Origin of the sequence: Gluconobacter sp. OJA (genome assembly GCF_039638325.1) — a bacterium.
Lineage (GTDB): Bacteria > Pseudomonadota > Alphaproteobacteria > Acetobacterales > Acetobacteraceae > Gluconobacter > Gluconobacter cerinus.
Map to the genome: position 1 here is coordinate 1,238,323 of NZ_JBDIWI010000001.1, position 15,603 is coordinate 1,253,925.

Consider the following 15,603-nt stretch of genomic DNA (forward strand, 5'->3'; position numbering starts at 1 on the left):
GCACTGCCACAACGAAAGTGCGAGAAGTGCCCAACTCGCGCGGATTTTAAGATTGTCTCAGTCCGTCAAGGTGCTCCGAAGGCTTTGCTTTGACGCTCAGTAATGACATAAAGACACAAATTGATAACGTCATTACCCTGATCGTATGCGAGATGCAGAGGTGCCCATGCAGACCCGACTGACTCTTTCCTTCGGGGCTATTGCCCTGCTTGCACTGGCATCCTCGTCCGCATTGGCGACTCCTCTTCAGGATCCACACGGTACCTGGACCATTCAGGGCGAGAACGATGCTGTCTCGACCCTGAAGGGAACGTCTGATCAGTATTATACGTCTGGTCTGCGCATTAACTGGACTTCGGGGACCGATAACCTTCCCGAACCGATTGCGAATCTGAATCATTTCCTGATGGGAAATGGTATGCAGCGTATCAGCATCGGTTTGCAGCAGCTGATCTACACCCCGCGTCAGACCCAGATGGCCCAGCCCCCCCTGGGAGACCGTCCTTACGCAGGTCTGATGCTCGGCACCGTTAACCTTATTAATGATACGGACCTGTCCCGTACCGTGATGGGTATTCAGTTTGGTGTCATGGGCCCTGCAGGTCTTGGGCGTCAGGTGCAGAACGGATTCCATAATCTGATCAGCGACACGCCGAACAAGGGGTGGGTACACCAGCTGGCGAATCAGCCGATCATGCAGATTCAGGCTGGTCGAATCTGGCGTCTGCCAGTCGTGAATGTTTACGGCATCGGCATGGACGTTTTGCCTGCTGTTTCAGGTGCAGCGGGCGATTACCGAACCTATGCAGATGCGGCAGCCACCTTCCGGGTCGGACAAGGGCTGGATAGTGATTTCGGTAACTCGACGATTGGGCCGGGACTGGATGGTACAGATGCGTTCCGTGGAACGCGTCCCGTCGCTTGGTATTTCTATGGTGGTGTAGAGGGGCAGGCTGTTGGGTACGACGCCACGCTTCAGGGTAATACCGTGCGTCCCGACTCGCCTCACGTCGAAAAAGTCTGGGATGTCGGCGAAATTCATGCCGGCGTGGCCGTGATGTGGCACGGCGTGCGACTCTCTTACAGCCAGAACTGGCAGACGGCTCAGTTCAAGTCGCAGAAAGCAGGCCTGTTCAACTATGGGTCGCTCAAGCTCTCTGTTAAATTCTAAAGCGTAATTCTTAGCTGGATCTTCGGATCAAGAAAAAAGCCCGACCGCAAAAGCGGGACGGGCTTTTTTCTTAAGTGGACTGTGACGCAGGCTTGGCCTGATCTCGAACCGGAGAGCCAAGAAGATATCCCTGGACCTCTTCGCACCCATAAGCATCCAGGAAGGCCATCTGGGACTCGGTCTCTACGCCTTTGGCGCATGTCGTGATGTTCAAGGCGCGTGCCAAGGCGAGAATCGCGCACATCACTTCATTTGCGCGGTTGTTTTCGCCGAGGCTGTTGATGAATCTGCGATCAAGCTTGATCTGATCCAGAGGATAGAAGCGAAGGCGCTCAAGGGACGAGAAGCCAGAGCCGAAATCATCAAGTGCCAGCCTGACGCCGAGCGCGCGGACGCGGGACAATTCACGGAACGTGATGTCTTCCGGCCCGAAGAAGCGTGGCTCCGACATTTCAATTTGCAGGCGTTCAGGTGCGAGGCCGCTTTCCTGAAGGATTTCCTTGACGAGCTTCGAGAGGCGCTCACTGACGAGCCAGACTGGCGAAATATTGACGCAGACCCTGTGGGGGACATCCCAGCTCGCCGCAGCCATGCAGGCTGTTTTAAGGCTCCAGCTATCGAGCATTTCAACTAGGCCGGCTTCTTCTGCGCAGCGAATAAAGAGGGCCGGCGGGACTTCGCCGTAGCCTGGTCTATTCCATCTTAGCAGGGCCTCATGAGCCACTATTTGCTGTGACGCGGTGTCAACAACCGGCATCCAGTTCAGGAAAAGTCCGTTCTGTTCCACGGCAACGGCAAGATCCTGCTCCAGGCTGGAAGACAGGATATGCATTCGTGTTGTTTCTTCGTCCGCGCGTCTCTCGTGACCGCCACCCAGGCGTTGGGCTTCCATAAGCGCAGCTTTGGCGCTGGTGAGAAGGTCATCAACCGTGTGGCCATCTTCCGGGAACATGCTCCAGCCGATGGACAGGGAAAATGGAAGAGAAGAACTGGCAAGGGCAACGGGGGCTTCAGAAATCCGCAGAATGGATGTCATCAAGGATCGTGTTGTGACCTGCGTGTAGCCTGGTGGCGTCAAGACAATGAAGTTGCCGCCGCCCATGCCGCCAAGGAACGCGCCCTGAGGTAGGAGCTTTTCGATTCTCCGGACGATCTCTTCCAGAATGATGTCGGCGACATCCCAGCCGTAGCGCTCATTAATGAAAGACAGATGGTCCAGGTTGAAGCGAATTAATCCGAACTTTGCTCGTTTCGTCAGGCCTGCAGTCTGCTCAATGTACCACTGAACAGATTCCATGCTCTGCATGCGGTTCGGCAAGACTGAACCGCTGTTGTAAATCGGGTTCCGGGTCAGGTCTGCGAGATCTGCAAGTGCATCCAAGGTCTGCTGGCTTGAAAGGTCAGTTGTCTCGCACGCAGCAAAAAGGAAGAGAGATGTGGAAGTGCGCTTTTGTCGGGGCAGGCTTCCGACATTGATCCCGGCAACAGATCGCCCTGCTATTCTGAATGTCTTAGGCGAAGTGCTTTCATGAAAGTTCTTCGCACGGAAGTTCACCCAGCGTATCGGCTGAAAACATACCAACCGAGGCAATTTCAAGCGGCGCAGAGTCCTTTGACAGGGCCACTATTCCCGCTGACGAAGCACCAGTGAGCAGGCGTGCCAGTCTCAAGAGAGGCAGGTAACTGGCGGACGACGTCCCTTTCAGGAAAGAAGCTGCATGCTGATCGTCACCAGTTGAGAACATACTGTAAACCCGATTATGGATAAGTCGTAAAACCGTCAAAGAACGATAAAGTTCCTTCTCGGAGGGCAGATTAACAATTCTTTCTTAAAGGTCCTTTAACCAGAAATCAAAAGCCTGTCGGGTTCGGAGCGGTCAAAGAGCGTTAGCATAATTCTCAATCCGGCCCCGCGCGGTCCTTCCAGCGACGGATTGCGCATAAGTTCTCGCTCGCTGCCCTGTTGCATTGCCGCCAAAAGCAGCGAAATTCTTGCGCCTTGAGCTAACCGGAAGCCGGGCAGTCCGGACTGGCGGTCTCCAGCAAGGTCGCCGCCACCACGGATTCGGTAATCCTCGTCAGCAATCATGAATCCATCGTTAGTGTCTCGCAAAAGCGTTAACCGCCTGACGGCTGTTGGTGTGGCCATGCCATCATGGAGCAGCAGGCAGAAGGACTTTTTCGAACCGCGCCCGACGCGCCCCCGTAACTGATGAAGCTGAGCGAGCCCAAAGCGTTCTGCCTGTTCGATCACCATGACCGAAGCATTCGGTATATCTACGCCGACCTCAATAACGGTTGTGGCAACGACAATACGTGTTTCACCCTGCCGGAATGCTTCAAGTGCGGCTTGCCGGATGGCTATGTCCTGTTTGCCGTGTGCTAATCCAACGATGTTGGGAAATCGCTCTCCAAGCATCGCCCACCGTTCTTCGGCCGCTGCGGCAGACTGTGTTTCGCTGTTTTCAATGAGAGGGCAGACCCAGAAGACCTGCACCCCATCTGCGACTGCGCGGGATATCGCGGCCAGAATGTCTGGCATGGCATCCATATTATGCAGGGTCGTGCGAATGGGTTGTCTGCCTGCAGGTTTGGAATCCAGCCGACTTACGCTCATTTCTCCCCATTCCATGAGCTGAAGGGTCCGGGGAATGGGAGTGGCGGTCATGACCAGAATGTCTGTGGCCTGTCCCTTGGCGCTCAGATTCATTCGTTGCTTCACGCCAAAGCGGTGCTGCTCGTCAATGACGGCCAGTCCAAGGTCCGCAAACGTCACGCCTTCCTGAAACAGGGCGTGAGTCCCGACGATGATGCGCGCAGATCCATCGGCAATGGCCGCCAGTGTCTCGCGGCGTGCTGCGCCTTTGATCGTCCCGCTCAGATAAACGCATTGCGTGGGACAAAGGCGGGACACTGTCTCGAAGTGTTGGCGTGCCAGAATTTCCGTTGGCGCCATGAGGGCTGCCTGGGCACCTGATTCCACGGCTTGAAGCATGGCATTCATCGCGACAAATGTTTTGCCGGCGCCCACGTCTCCTTGCAGAAGACGCATCATGGGAGCCGTGGCCGCCATGTCCTGACGGATTTCAATGATAGCTGAAGACTGTGCCGCCGTTGGCTTATGCCCAAAACGACGATTTAGCTCTGCTTGGAGTGCGCCCGTGCCCGGCATGCTGCGGCCTATCCGGCTGCGTGCTTTAAGGCGAGCCAGTCCAAAACAGAGCTGGTCAGCAAGAAGTTCATCCGCAGCAAGACGGGAAAGTGCGCGCTCTCGCACTGGCGCCCATTCGACATGAGCAGGAATACTCTCCGGGGCCTGCAGGATATGCAGCGCCTGTGTAAAAGCTGGCCAGCGGCGCTTTTGGACAAGGGCGTGGTCCTGCCATTCTGGAAAATCGGGCAGAAGCGTCAAAGCCGCGCGCATGGCTTTTCGCACGGTGTAGGGAAACAGGCCTGCGGTCAGGGGCCAGACGGGTTCAAGTCTGGGAAAGCTGTCACGCTTTTCCCATGTTGTGACGTGATCCGGCTGGGGCATCGTCAATTCACCCTGGAACCGGCTGGTCTTGCCAGAGACAAGAAGCTCTGCCCCGACCGTTGGGGCAGGCATGTTTTTCTGCTGGAAAAAAACCAGATCCAGCCTGCCTGTATCGTCTTCTGTGCGAATGATGGAGGGTTGGCCGGGGCGTGCAGCCTTGCGGATTGAGAGGACACGGACACGCGTTGTCAGGATTTCTCCGGGTGCGAGATTGTGTCCTGCGGCAACTGTGCGCAGAATACGACGGTCAACAATTCGCTCGGGAAGGGTGAACAGCAGGTCCAGGACGCGCCGTCCCCCTGCGATCTTTTCCAGCAGACTTGCATGTCTTGGCCCGATTCCGGGCAGGGACGTCAGTGGTGCGAAGAGTGGAGCAAGAAAATCTGGAGAGGGCTGTTCGGACTGCATTGCAACGGGCGCTCCCCGGGGCTTTTCTTGGTATGGCAGGGTCTGGAACGGCAGGTATAGGGCAAGAGCAGGATGGAACAAAACGAAACCATGAGCCGTGAAATGCCCCTCACATCCTTTGGTCCGACCGTCTGGGGTGTCCCGGACGGGAGTGTGGCGCTGCTGCTTCGCCAGCGGCTGGCAGAGCATGAAGGGCCGTTGCTGCATGTTGCGCGGGACGACGCTGCTGTTGCGGCTCTGATGGACATGCTGTCCTATTTGATGCCGGAAGTTGAGGTTCTGCGCCTGCCTGCGTGGGACTGCCTGCCATACGATCGTGTCTCTCCAAATGCTGCTCTGGTTGCTGAGCGTGTTGGAACATTGTGCCGCCTGCTGGAGCCGACGAAAGCCCGCCGGATCGTTCTGACGACCGTGCACAGTCTGTTGCAGCGCGTTCCGCCACGATCGGCTTTCAAAGGCCAGTCCATCAGTGTGGCTACGGGTGAAATGCTGGATCAGTCTCTCCTGATCGAAGTTCTTGTCGCCAATGGCTACACGCGGACTGATACAGTCATGGAAGCGGGTGAGTTCGCGGCGAGGGGCGGCATTTTCGACCTTTTCCCAGCCGGTGCACCAGACCCTATCCGCCTCGACCTTTTCGGTGACGAAGTCGAAAATATCCGTGCCTTTGATATCGCGACGCAACGCTCGACAGAAAAGCTCGCGCGTTTCGAGTTACGACCTGTCTCGGAGTTCTCTCTCAGTCCGGAGAGTATCAGTCTTTTCCGCACGGGATGGCGCGATACGTTTGGGCCATCAGCTGCATCTGACACGCTTTATGAGAACGTCTCTGACGGGCGGCGTTATCCGGGTCTGGAGCACTATCTGCCGCTCTTCCATGATGGTGATGGCCACCAGATGGAAACGCTGCTGGATTATCTGCCAGACGTTGCAATCAGCTTCGACAGCCATGCACCGGAGATTTTGAAAGCCCGTCTGGACATGATCGCCGACCACTATGAGGCGCGTCGTGTTCCTGTTCGTGATGGCGAGATGCCGTATCGGGCGCTTCCACCGCATCGTCTCTATCTGGACCAGCATGGCTGGAATGCCATGCTCTCCAGGGCGTCATCTGTTTTGCTGAACGCATTTGGCAAGCCGGATCTGGGAGAAGGCGTAGAAGCCGGAAGCCGTCCCGGACCGCTTTTTGCCCGGGCCAAGGACGGGTCTCGCGAGGGCGTTTTTGAAGCGTTTGGCAAGCAGGTTGAAGAGTGGGCGCAGTCTGGGCGCCGCACGTATGTCACGGCCTGGAGCCGTGGCTCGCGGGAGCGGATTGCCCATCTGCTTCAGGAACATGGCGTTGGCGTTGAAAGTTATGACGACTGGCCGTCCGCAGCAGGCATGTCCCGCGGGACAGTTGGTCTGCTCGTTCTCGGGCTGGAGCGTGGGTTCGTTTCGGATCGTCTGTGTTTCGTGTCTGAACAGGACCTTCTGGGAGAGCGTATTTCCCGGCCGCCCCGTCGCAAGAAGCGTGGTGAACAGTTCATTTCTCAGGTGGGCGAGATTTCCGAAGGGGACCTCGTTGTTCATCAGGAATATGGGATTGGACGGTATGTCGGGCTTGAGACCATCCGCGAAGGGCTGGTCGCGCATGACTATCTTTCCATTCTGTATGATGGAGAGCAGCGCCTTCTTCTGCCGGTAGAGAACATTGAACTCCTGAGCCGGTTCGGTTCGGAGCAGGCCAGCGTCCAGCTCGACAAGCTCGGCGGCACGGCTTGGCAGGCCCGTAAGGCCAAGATGAAATCGCGCATCCGCATCATGGCGGGTGAACTGATTCGGACGGCAGCTGCGCGTGCCTTGCGTGAAGCTCCGACGCTCGCGCCGGCAGAGGGGCTGTGGGACGAGTTCTGCGCCCGTTTCCCGTTCGTGGAGACGGAAGATCAGTCCCGTGCCATCGCTGATGTTCTGGAGGATATGAGCTCCGGTCGCCCGATGGACCGTCTGGTGTGTGGCGACGTCGGCTTTGGAAAAACCGAAGTTGCCTTGCGTGCGGCTTTTGTTGCCGCGCTCTCAGGGATGCAGGTGGCTGTTGTTGTTCCGACAACGCTTCTGGCTCGTCAGCATTACCGTGGCTTTGTGGCGCGATTCGAAGGTCTGCCAGTTCGGATCGGACAACTGTCACGCATGGTGACACCTAAGGAAGCGACAAAAGTCCGCGAAGAGATGGCGGATGGGCGTTTGGATATCGTCATCGGGACGCATGCCCTTCTGGCCAAGACGGTCTCTTTCGAACGTCTGGGCCTGCTGATCATTGATGAAGAGCAGCATTTTGGTGTCTCTCATAAGGAAAAGCTCAAAGCCCTGCGGGAAGACGTGCACGTTCTGACACTGTCAGCCACGCCGCTGCCACGTACGCTCCAGTTGTCCCTGTCCGGTGTGCGGGAAATGAGCCTGATTGCGACGCCGCCGACGGATCGTCTGGCAGTTCGTACGTTTATTACGCCGTTTGACAGCGTCATGATCCGCGAAGCGATTCAGCGTGAGCGTTTCCGCGGTGGGCAGGTGTTCTGTGTGTTGCCGCGACTGGCTGATCTGGACCGGATGGCAGAGCGTTTGGCTGAGATTGTTCCGGATGCGAAGGTCATTCAGGCCCATGGCCGTTTGACGCCGACCGAACTGGAACGCGTCATGACCGAATTTGCCGACGGCAAATATGACATCCTGCTCTCCACCAATATCGTGGAGAGTGGTCTCGATATGCCCAGCGTGAACACGATTATCATTCATCGGGCAGATATGTTTGGCCTGGGGCAGCTTTATCAGCTGCGCGGGCGTGTGGGGCGAGGCAAGCAGCGTGGCTATGCCTATCTGACCTGGCCGCAGACGAACCCATTGTCGGCCGCTTCTGAAAAACGTCTGGAAATTATGCAGACGCTCGACTCGCTCGGCGCAGGCTTCACATTGGCATCGCATGATCTGGATCTTCGGGGTGCGGGAAATCTGCTGGGCGATGAGCAGTCCGGGCATATCAAGGAAGTCGGGATCGAGCTGTATCAGCAGATGCTGGAAGATGCCGTTCTGGATCTGCGTCGCGAACGCGGTCGGAAGGCGGAGGAAGAAGACAGCTGGACGCCGAATATTATCCTCGGATTGCCGGTACTGATTCCAGACACTTATGTGCCTGATCTGCCGGTTCGGCTGGGGCTATATCGGCGTATTGCGTCCCTGACCGGAGAAGCGGAAGTCGAGGCCATGCGCGCTGAACTCGTGGACCGGTTCGGATCCTTGCCGCCAGAGGTGGGGAATCTTCTGGACGTCGTGCTCATCAAGCGTCTGTGCCGTGCGGCTGGTGTGGAGCGTCTGGAAGCCGGGCCGAAGGGTATGGTGCTTCAGTTCCGCAAGAACCGGTTCCAGAACCCCGCCGGGCTGATCGATTGGGCGACTCGTAAGAAGGATTCGGGCGTGAAGATCCGCCCCGATCAGAAGCTGGCCATTATTCGTGAAATGACGAACGCCACCCGCATTGGTTTTGCGAAGAAAGTAACAACCGTTCTGTGCAAACTCGTGCGGAAACTGGAAGACGCCGACTAAGCGTTTTTCCAGCTTCCGCAGTGGCCCTCAGGGAACGGCGATAGGGAGCGGAATACGGTTGACCGTCGCTACGCCGCCCTGAAGGGCAATATCCCACGTGGTGGTGTCGCCGCTCTGGCGTCCCATCAGGCGGGCAATGGTAAGGGCGGTGACCACTTTGGTCGGGGCTGTCTGGCGAATGGCCTCGATCAACTGCGCAACATTGGTGATGCTGACATGGGTGTCTGCGGTCGATGTTGCGGCTGACGAGCCGATCTGAATGGTTCCTGTGCCATCAACAGTGCTGCTTCCGGAAATGGCGTGCAGGGCGTTGATCGTGATCTGCTGTGAGGAGCCGGAGAGGCCGCTTACGGACAGATCGGCGGACAGGGACGACGGAATAAGTGGCTGTTTCGAGTCGTGAATGCCTGTTCCATTGACCTTGATGCGGAGCTCAGGGCTGGTCTGGACTGCGTTGATCGTCGCGTGCTGGATGGTCATTGTGTGACCAGGGCGGGACAGTTTTACGCTGCTCCATGAGGCTTCTGGCGTTCCTTCATGGATGTTGTGGACTGTAATGGTGGCATCCTGCCCCTGACAGGCCGGGCTGATACCGCCACGGAAAGCGCTCAGTGCTGCATAAGCAGCCGTTGCATTGAACTGTTCCAGCTTGGCTTCCGTGACTGCGCCTTTGGGGTCTTTCAGGGTGATAGGCCCGATATCGAGGCCGATGCCGGTTCCTGTCAGGGTCGCGTGCAGGCCTGATGCTGAAAAGCCGTGCGCGGCAGCCTGATGGCCGTTCAGGGAATAGGTGAAGCAGGACGCAGGAATGTTCGGCAGCGTGTCTGCGAGAGCAGATGACGCGAAGGAAGGCAGAGCCGTCGCTAATGCTGTTACGAAAAGGGTTTTAAAAGACATCATGCCCTCAATGCTGTGGTGTCTGATCTCTCAGACAGAAAGACTGTTAAGACTCTCTTAGGATTATGGAGAGACAATGGTTCCCCATAATCCTTCCTTGCGGGTGAGTGTGCATGTCTTCGTCCATTTCCGCCATGCCAGCGGTGCCGCAATACCTGTCCATCGTGAAAGACGAACAGGCCTCCGTGAACCGATGGGAAAAGACCAGTTCATCTTCGCAGCAGGCATTGACGGCGTTCAAAGCTGAGGCCTCTTCCATCACGACGCCTGATCAGCTTCTGAAGAACTACAAGGCGCTGAAGGTCGTTCTTGGCGCCTATAACATGTCTTCCAATATTGATCAGACGGCCGTCCTTAAGCAGCTCATGACGCAGGACCCTACGTCTTCCAAGTCGTTGGCACAGAGAAGCGGGAATGCGTCCTGGAAAGCGTTTGCGACCGCGTTTTCAGACTGGTCTACGTCTCCCCTCTCGTCAGAAGACACTTTGTCCAAAATCGCCCAGAATTACCTGACGAACGGGTATGAAAGCAGTGTTCAGGACGAGACTCCGGGCCTTGGGGATGCTCTTTATTTTACCCGAACCGTCACGTCAGACATGAAGCTTTCCAGCATCATGGCAGATCCAAAACTGTTGAAGGTGGCGGAAAAAGTGTGTGGGTTCGATACGACCCAGTTTGGCGCACTGGATTACGACCAGCAGGTTCGACTGCTGGGGAACAAGCTGGATCTTTCACGTCTCAGCACGTCCCAAGGCGTGCAGCGGTTTGCTGAACAATATCTGGCGCTTCTGCAAATCAGCCCTGAAGCATCCACGACGCCTGCCAGTATGCTCACACTTTACGGAAGTGGAGGGACATCGGACGGTATTCTGTCCCTTTTTACAGGAAGCAGTAGCAGTTCCTCGTCATCGCTGTATTCCGCACTTCTCTGAGCCGGTTGCGTGACATCCTGAGAGGAGGCCTGTATCGCGGCTAGGGAAACGTGGCAGCGAAAAGGATCTCTTCATGGCAGGACTGGACCCTGAAGACTGGAGCGGCATTCGTGCCATGGGACATCAGATGCTGGATGCTCTGTTTGATCGTATGGAACATGTCGGGGAAGGTCCGGTCTGGCGCCCTATGCCGCAGGCAGCCAGGGATGAGCTGAGAACAGGCTTTCCTGCCGAAGGGACCTCTCTGGAAGAGCTGCACGAGCGTTTCACTGAGCTCGTTGTTCCCTATGGCAATGGTAATACTCATCCGGGTTTCATGGGCTGGGTGCATGGCGCCGGAACACCCGCCGGGATGCTGGCAGAAATGCTGGCGGCCGGCATGAACGCCAATTGTGGTGGCCGCAGCCATGCCGCAAATGAAGTCGAGCGTGAAGTTATTCGCTGGGCTCTCTCCATGGTGGGGATGCCGGAAGATGGGTCGGGCTGTTTGGTGACGGGCTCATCCATGGCAAACTTCATCAGCATTATTACGGCCAGTCGGGCGCGTGATCCGTTGTTGCGACGGCATGGCGTTGGGCAGAGTAGAATGGTTGGATATGCCGCGACAACAGCCCACGGGTGTCTGCCTCGTGCCTTTGATCTTGCTGGTTTCGGAAGTGAGGCTTTGCGCCGTGTTCCGGTGACGGATGATCATCGGATGGATCTTGCAGCACTGCGCCAGATGATCACCGAGGACCGACAGAGTGGGCTGGTGCCCTTCATGGTAGCCGGAACGGCCGGAACGGTGGATTGTGGGGCTATTGATGATCTTCAAGGGATCGAGGCTATCGCACGGGAGAACGGCCTCTGGTTTCATGTGGATGCAGCCTTCGGGGCGCTGGCCTGTTTGTCGTCACATTTCAAGGCGCAGCTTTCCGGCATTGAAAAGGCTGACAGTCTGGCATTTGATTTTCATAAATGGGCACAAGTCCCCTACGACGCGGGCTGCGTTCTGGTGCGGAATCGTGAACTTCATGCGGCGGCGTTTGCTCAGTCGCTCGACTATCTGACGCGTGAAGCCAGAGGGCTTGCGGGTGGCGCGCCCTGGTTCTGTGATTTCGGGCCAGATCTTTCCCGCGGGTTCCGGGCGCTCAAAGTCTGGATGACGCTGGGCCATTATGGCTCACAGCGTATGGGGCAGATGGTGGAAGAATGTTGTGACGTTGCACAGCATCTTGCGCGCTGCGTGCAGGCTACGCCCGGGCTCGTTCTGCTCGCGCCAGTAACGCTGAATATCGTGTGCTTCGAAATAGAGGGCCTGTCAGATCAGGATGTTTCCGAGCTGGTGCAGGATTTGCACGAAAGCGGTGTGGCGGCCCCATCTACAACGCGGATCAACGGTCGGTTGGCGGTGAGGGCGGCGATCGTTAATCACCGCACCACGACCGCCGATACCGACCGTATGCTGGATGCCGTTATCGCACTCGCCGCTGACCGGCGGGGGTAAAGAGTTCACTCAACTGAGCCATCATGGTGCCGCCAAGGTCTTCGGCGGAACTGATGGTTACACTGTGTCGATAGTAACGCGTAACGTCATGGCCAATACCAATAGCCAGAAGCTCCGTGTTCCGATCGCTTTCGATCCGCTTGATGACCTCACGCAGATGGTTTTCAAGATAGTTATGCGGATTGGCAGAGAACGTACTGTCATCCACAGGTGCACCATCTGAAATCACCATGAGGATATGACGGTGTTCCGGACGCCGTTTCAGGCGCTTCCAAGCCCAGAGCAGCGATTCGCCATCAATGTTCTCTTTGAGGAGACCATCACGCAGCATGAGGCCAAGGTTCTTCCGGGCCCGGCGCCAAGGTGTATCCGCATCTTTGTAGATGATGTGACGCAGGTCATTCAGGCGTCCTGGCTCGGGTGGGCGCCCATTTTTCACCCATTGCTCCCGGCTCTGACCACCTTTCCATTGGCGCGTCGTGAAGCCCAGAACTTCGACTTTCACGCCGCAGCGCTCCAGCGTGCGGGCGAGAATGTCGCCGCAGATGGCGGCCGTTCCAATTGGCCGGCCACGCATTGAGCCTGAATTGTCGATCAGGAGTGTGACGACCGTATCGCGGAACTCCATTTCGCACTCATACTTGTACGAGAGCGGCATGGTGGGGTTCGTGACAACGCGGGAGAGGCGCCCGGCATCGATGATGCCCTCTTCCTGCTCGAACTCCCAGCGGCGTTGTTGCTGAGCCATGAGCCGCCGTTGCAGACGATGCGCAAGACGGGAAATCAGGCCCTGAAGTTGAACAAGCTGCTGGTCGAGCTGTTGGCGTAGCCGGTCCAGTTCGTCCGGGTCACAGAGGTCAGCAGCCCCGACTTCTTCATCGAACCTTGTGGTGTAAGCTTTATAGGTTGAGCCGCCGCCGATGGCCGTGCCTTCACCTGACTGATCAGACGGCCCCGCAGCTTCTTCCGAACCTGTTTCAGGGGAATCAAGCGCGTCGGAAGACGTTTCTGTTTCGCCTGTTATCCCGCTTTCACCGCTTTCTGGCTGATAGCCATCTTCCTCATCAGGATCATCGCCTGCAGGTGTCTGCTGATCTTCCTGCGGGACGGCCGCTTCGTCTTCGGAAGGTTGTTCGTCTTCAGATAAATCGTCTGAAGGGGCCTGTTGTTCGATTTCCTCTGGAAGTTCTGTGAGCTGGCAGGCTCCGAGCAGATGTGTGATCGCGCGTGCGAAGGCTTTTTGGTCAGATTGCGTGGCGGCCATTTCCGCCAGTGCGTTTTTGGCTGACGGAGAGAGGGATGCGCGCCAGGCTTCCAGCGCCGGGCCGGCCTGCGAAGGGGTATGCTCCCCCGACATGGCCTCCCGAGCTAGCAGGCTCAAAGCCATGGAGGCAGGCATTTCGTCCTTGGTGGCCATGCGGTTACAGCCCGCCTCGGCACACTGCTGGATGACACGCTGGTCAAGATTGGCACGAACGCCCGCCATATGGCGGGAGCCGTAAACTTCACAGCGCGCCTGTTCGAGGACGTTGAACGCCTCCTGAGCTTGTGGCTCTGGAAACTGCGCGTTCAGGCCACTCTTGTGGTAGCGCAGCTTCAGCGCCGCGGCATCGGCTGCTCCGCGAATTTTCTGAATTTCGCGGTCATGCATACTGCGGGACAGGTAGGGCAGTTGCACGGCATCAGGTGCCGGCGGAGCGGGCAGCCTGTTGCCAACAACCGCACCCTGAAAATCCACGCTCTGTTCAGGCGTGCCGCCCATGGCGCGAAGGGTTGCGATTGTGGCGCGGCGGAAACCTTCCTGACGGTTTTCGTCAGGAGGGGAGTTCTTGGGCGCGGACAAGGTTTTTTACTCCACCGGGGAGGTGTTGAAACAACGCTGATAGTATTCCGCAACAATACCGCGCTCGGCTTCGTCGCACTTGTTCAGGAACGTGAGGCGGAACGCGAAAGCGACATCGTTGAAAATGTTGAAGTTCTCAGCCCAGGCAATGACAGTTCGTGGGGACATGACTGTGGAGATGTCTCCGGCCATAAAACCCGAGCGTGTCAGGTTGGCCAAAGCGACCATACGCTCGACCATCTTTGTCTTGTCCTTGTCGTCCGTACCGATTTTCAGCTTGGAGGTGACAATGGCGACTTCCTGTTCAAGCGGCAGATAGTTGAGGGTGGCGACGATGTTCCAGCGATCCATCTGGCCCTGATTGATCTGCTGCGTGCCGTGATACAGGCCTGTCGTGTCACCAAGGCCAACGGTATTTGCGGTCGCAAAGAGGCGGAAGGCCGGGTTGGGACGGATCACGCGGTTTTGGTCCAGAAGGGTAAGGTGACCCTCTGCTTCGAGAACGCGCTGGATCACGAACATCACGTCCGGACGGCCTGCGTCATATTCATCGAAAATCAGCGCACAGGGATGTTGCAGGCACCAAGGCAGCAAACCTTCACGGAATTCCGTTACCTGCTTGCCGTCGCGCAGGACGATGGCGTCCTTGCCGATGAGATCAATACGGGACACGTGGCTGTCGAGGTTGATACGGACGCAAGGCCAGTTCAGGCGCGCAGCAATCTGCTCAATGTGGGAGGACTTTCCCGTTCCATGGAAGCCCTGAACCATTACGCGGCGGTTATAGGCAAAACCCGCAAGAATGGCGCGCGTCGTGTCTTCATCGAACTTGTAGGATGGATCGATGTCAGGGACGTGCTCTGTCCGGACTGAATAGGCGGGGACCTGAAGATCGGTCTTGATGCCAAAGACTTCACGCGAAGACACCGTGAGGTCGGGCGCACCAAGAACACTGGTTGAGACCGCAGAACTTTCGGCGGTGGTGACGGTTTCCGGGGCGTCGATCGTCGCGAAATCACTCATGAGACTGGCGGACTTTCATTGAATTCAGGAATGTTCTGAAAAGATGGGCCTTTAGGCTCTATTCTTCCAGAGAGAAAATCAGGAAACGAACTCTGACTCGCGACTGAAATGCGTTTTCAGCACGGCGTACGCGGATCCAATGGCCTTGAAACGCTCTTCAGCCTGCTTGTCGCCAATATTCGCATCAGGGTGGTGACGGCGGGCAAGGGCACGATATCGGCTTTTGACGTCATCCAACGACACGGGCCATGTCAGGTCCAACGTTGCGAGAGGCAGTCGAAGCGGTTCTGGTGGGCCATCAGCTGCGGCGCGCTGACGCGCACTGTCCTTGGCGCGCTGGGCTCTGTCGCGGCGGCTGGCGCCGAGAATATCCAGCGGGTCCAGAACGTCTTCTTCGTTGAACTCGGCCTTCTGTGCGGCGCCTGTTCCAAGTTTCCATGACGGGCGCTGCCAGGATGTATCGGCTCTGAGTTGGGCTTCGATCTGGGCCGGTGTCATGCCGCGATAGAAGTCCCATCGCGCGTTATAGTCGCGAACGTGTTGAAGGCAGAACCAGAAATAGGACCGCAGGGCATCGCGCCCGCGGGGAGCACGGTAGCCGGCAGGCTCCGCACAGCCTGGATGATCGCAGGTCTGGTCTGGTGCCTCTGGATCGGGGTCAAAAGCCCGATGTCTGGTAGATTTACGCTGCATGGTGTCTGATATGGGCAATGTGAGCCGTTTGATGCAAGCGGA

At 57.2% G+C, this 15,603-nt stretch carries 10 protein-coding genes; 4 read left to right on the forward strand and 6 right to left on the reverse strand.

What is annotated here, in order from left to right; all coding sequences use genetic code 11:
• Positions 1–166 precede the first annotated feature (166 nt).
• A complete protein-coding gene (locus ABDK75_RS05860; protein ID WP_099212284.1) occupies positions 167–1,171 on the forward strand; it encodes a lipid A deacylase LpxR family protein in 1,005 nt (334 codons plus the stop codon).
• Positions 1,172–1,241: 70 nt separating this feature from the next.
• On the opposite strand, the gene ABDK75_RS05865 is transcribed toward ABDK75_RS05860, so the two are convergent.
• The gene (locus tag ABDK75_RS05865; RefSeq protein ID WP_346005202.1) at positions 1,242–2,552 is read right to left on the reverse strand and encodes a GGDEF domain-containing phosphodiesterase; all 1,311 of its coding nucleotides are present in this window, start codon (positions 2,550–2,552) and stop codon (positions 1,242–1,244) included.
• Between the two features lie 459 nt (positions 2,553–3,011).
• The gene (recG, locus tag ABDK75_RS05870) at positions 3,012–5,114 is read right to left on the reverse strand and encodes an ATP-dependent DNA helicase RecG (protein ID WP_346005204.1); all 2,103 of its coding nucleotides are present in this window, start codon (positions 5,112–5,114) and stop codon (positions 3,012–3,014) included.
• A 72-nt stretch (positions 5,115–5,186) separates the two neighbouring features.
• Between recG and mfd the strand changes: the two genes are divergently transcribed.
• Positions 5,187–8,687 (forward strand): transcription-repair coupling factor, encoded by a 3,501-nt coding sequence (gene mfd, locus ABDK75_RS05875; protein ID WP_346005205.1) that lies wholly within the window; start codon positions 5,187–5,189, stop codon positions 8,685–8,687.
• Between the two features lie 27 nt (positions 8,688–8,714).
• Here the strand turns inward: mfd and ABDK75_RS05880 are convergent, their stop codons facing one another.
• Positions 8,715–9,587 carry a DUF2125 domain-containing protein gene (locus tag ABDK75_RS05880; RefSeq protein WP_346005207.1) on the reverse strand — a complete coding sequence of 291 codons (873 nt, stop codon included), beginning with the start codon at positions 9,585–9,587 and terminating at the stop codon, positions 8,715–8,717.
• A 110-nt stretch (positions 9,588–9,697) separates the two neighbouring features.
• Here ABDK75_RS05880 and ABDK75_RS05885 point away from each other — a divergent pair, with 110 nt between their 5' ends.
• The gene (locus tag ABDK75_RS05885; protein ID WP_046901455.1) at positions 9,698–10,516 is read left to right on the forward strand and encodes a DUF1217 domain-containing protein; all 819 of its coding nucleotides are present in this window, start codon (positions 9,698–9,700) and stop codon (positions 10,514–10,516) included.
• 73 nt (positions 10,517–10,589) lie between these two features.
• Positions 10,590–12,002, forward strand: a complete 1,413-nt coding sequence (locus ABDK75_RS05890; protein WP_346005209.1) for a pyridoxal-dependent decarboxylase — start codon at positions 10,590–10,592, stop codon at positions 12,000–12,002.
• Here the strand turns inward: ABDK75_RS05890 and ABDK75_RS05895 are convergent.
• The 3 genes from ABDK75_RS05895 to ABDK75_RS05905 all read right to left on the reverse strand — a co-directional run bounded on the left by ABDK75_RS05895 (position 11,971) and on the right by ABDK75_RS05905 (position 15,561).
• Positions 11,971–13,845, reverse strand: a complete 1,875-nt coding sequence (locus ABDK75_RS05895; RefSeq protein WP_346005210.1) for a cobaltochelatase CobT-related protein — start codon at positions 13,843–13,845, stop codon at positions 11,971–11,973. The genes ABDK75_RS05890 and ABDK75_RS05895 overlap by 32 nt on opposite strands.
• Before the next feature lie 6 nt (positions 13,846–13,851).
• On the reverse strand, positions 13,852–14,868 hold the full coding sequence (cobS, locus tag ABDK75_RS05900) for a cobaltochelatase subunit CobS (RefSeq protein ID WP_346005212.1): 1,017 nt from the start codon (positions 14,866–14,868) through the stop codon (positions 13,852–13,854).
• Positions 14,869–14,946: 78 nt separating this feature from the next.
• On the reverse strand, positions 14,947–15,561 hold the full coding sequence (locus ABDK75_RS05905) for a J domain-containing protein (RefSeq protein WP_211496912.1): 615 nt from the start codon (positions 15,559–15,561) through the stop codon (positions 14,947–14,949).
• Positions 15,562–15,603: the final 42 nt, after the last annotated feature.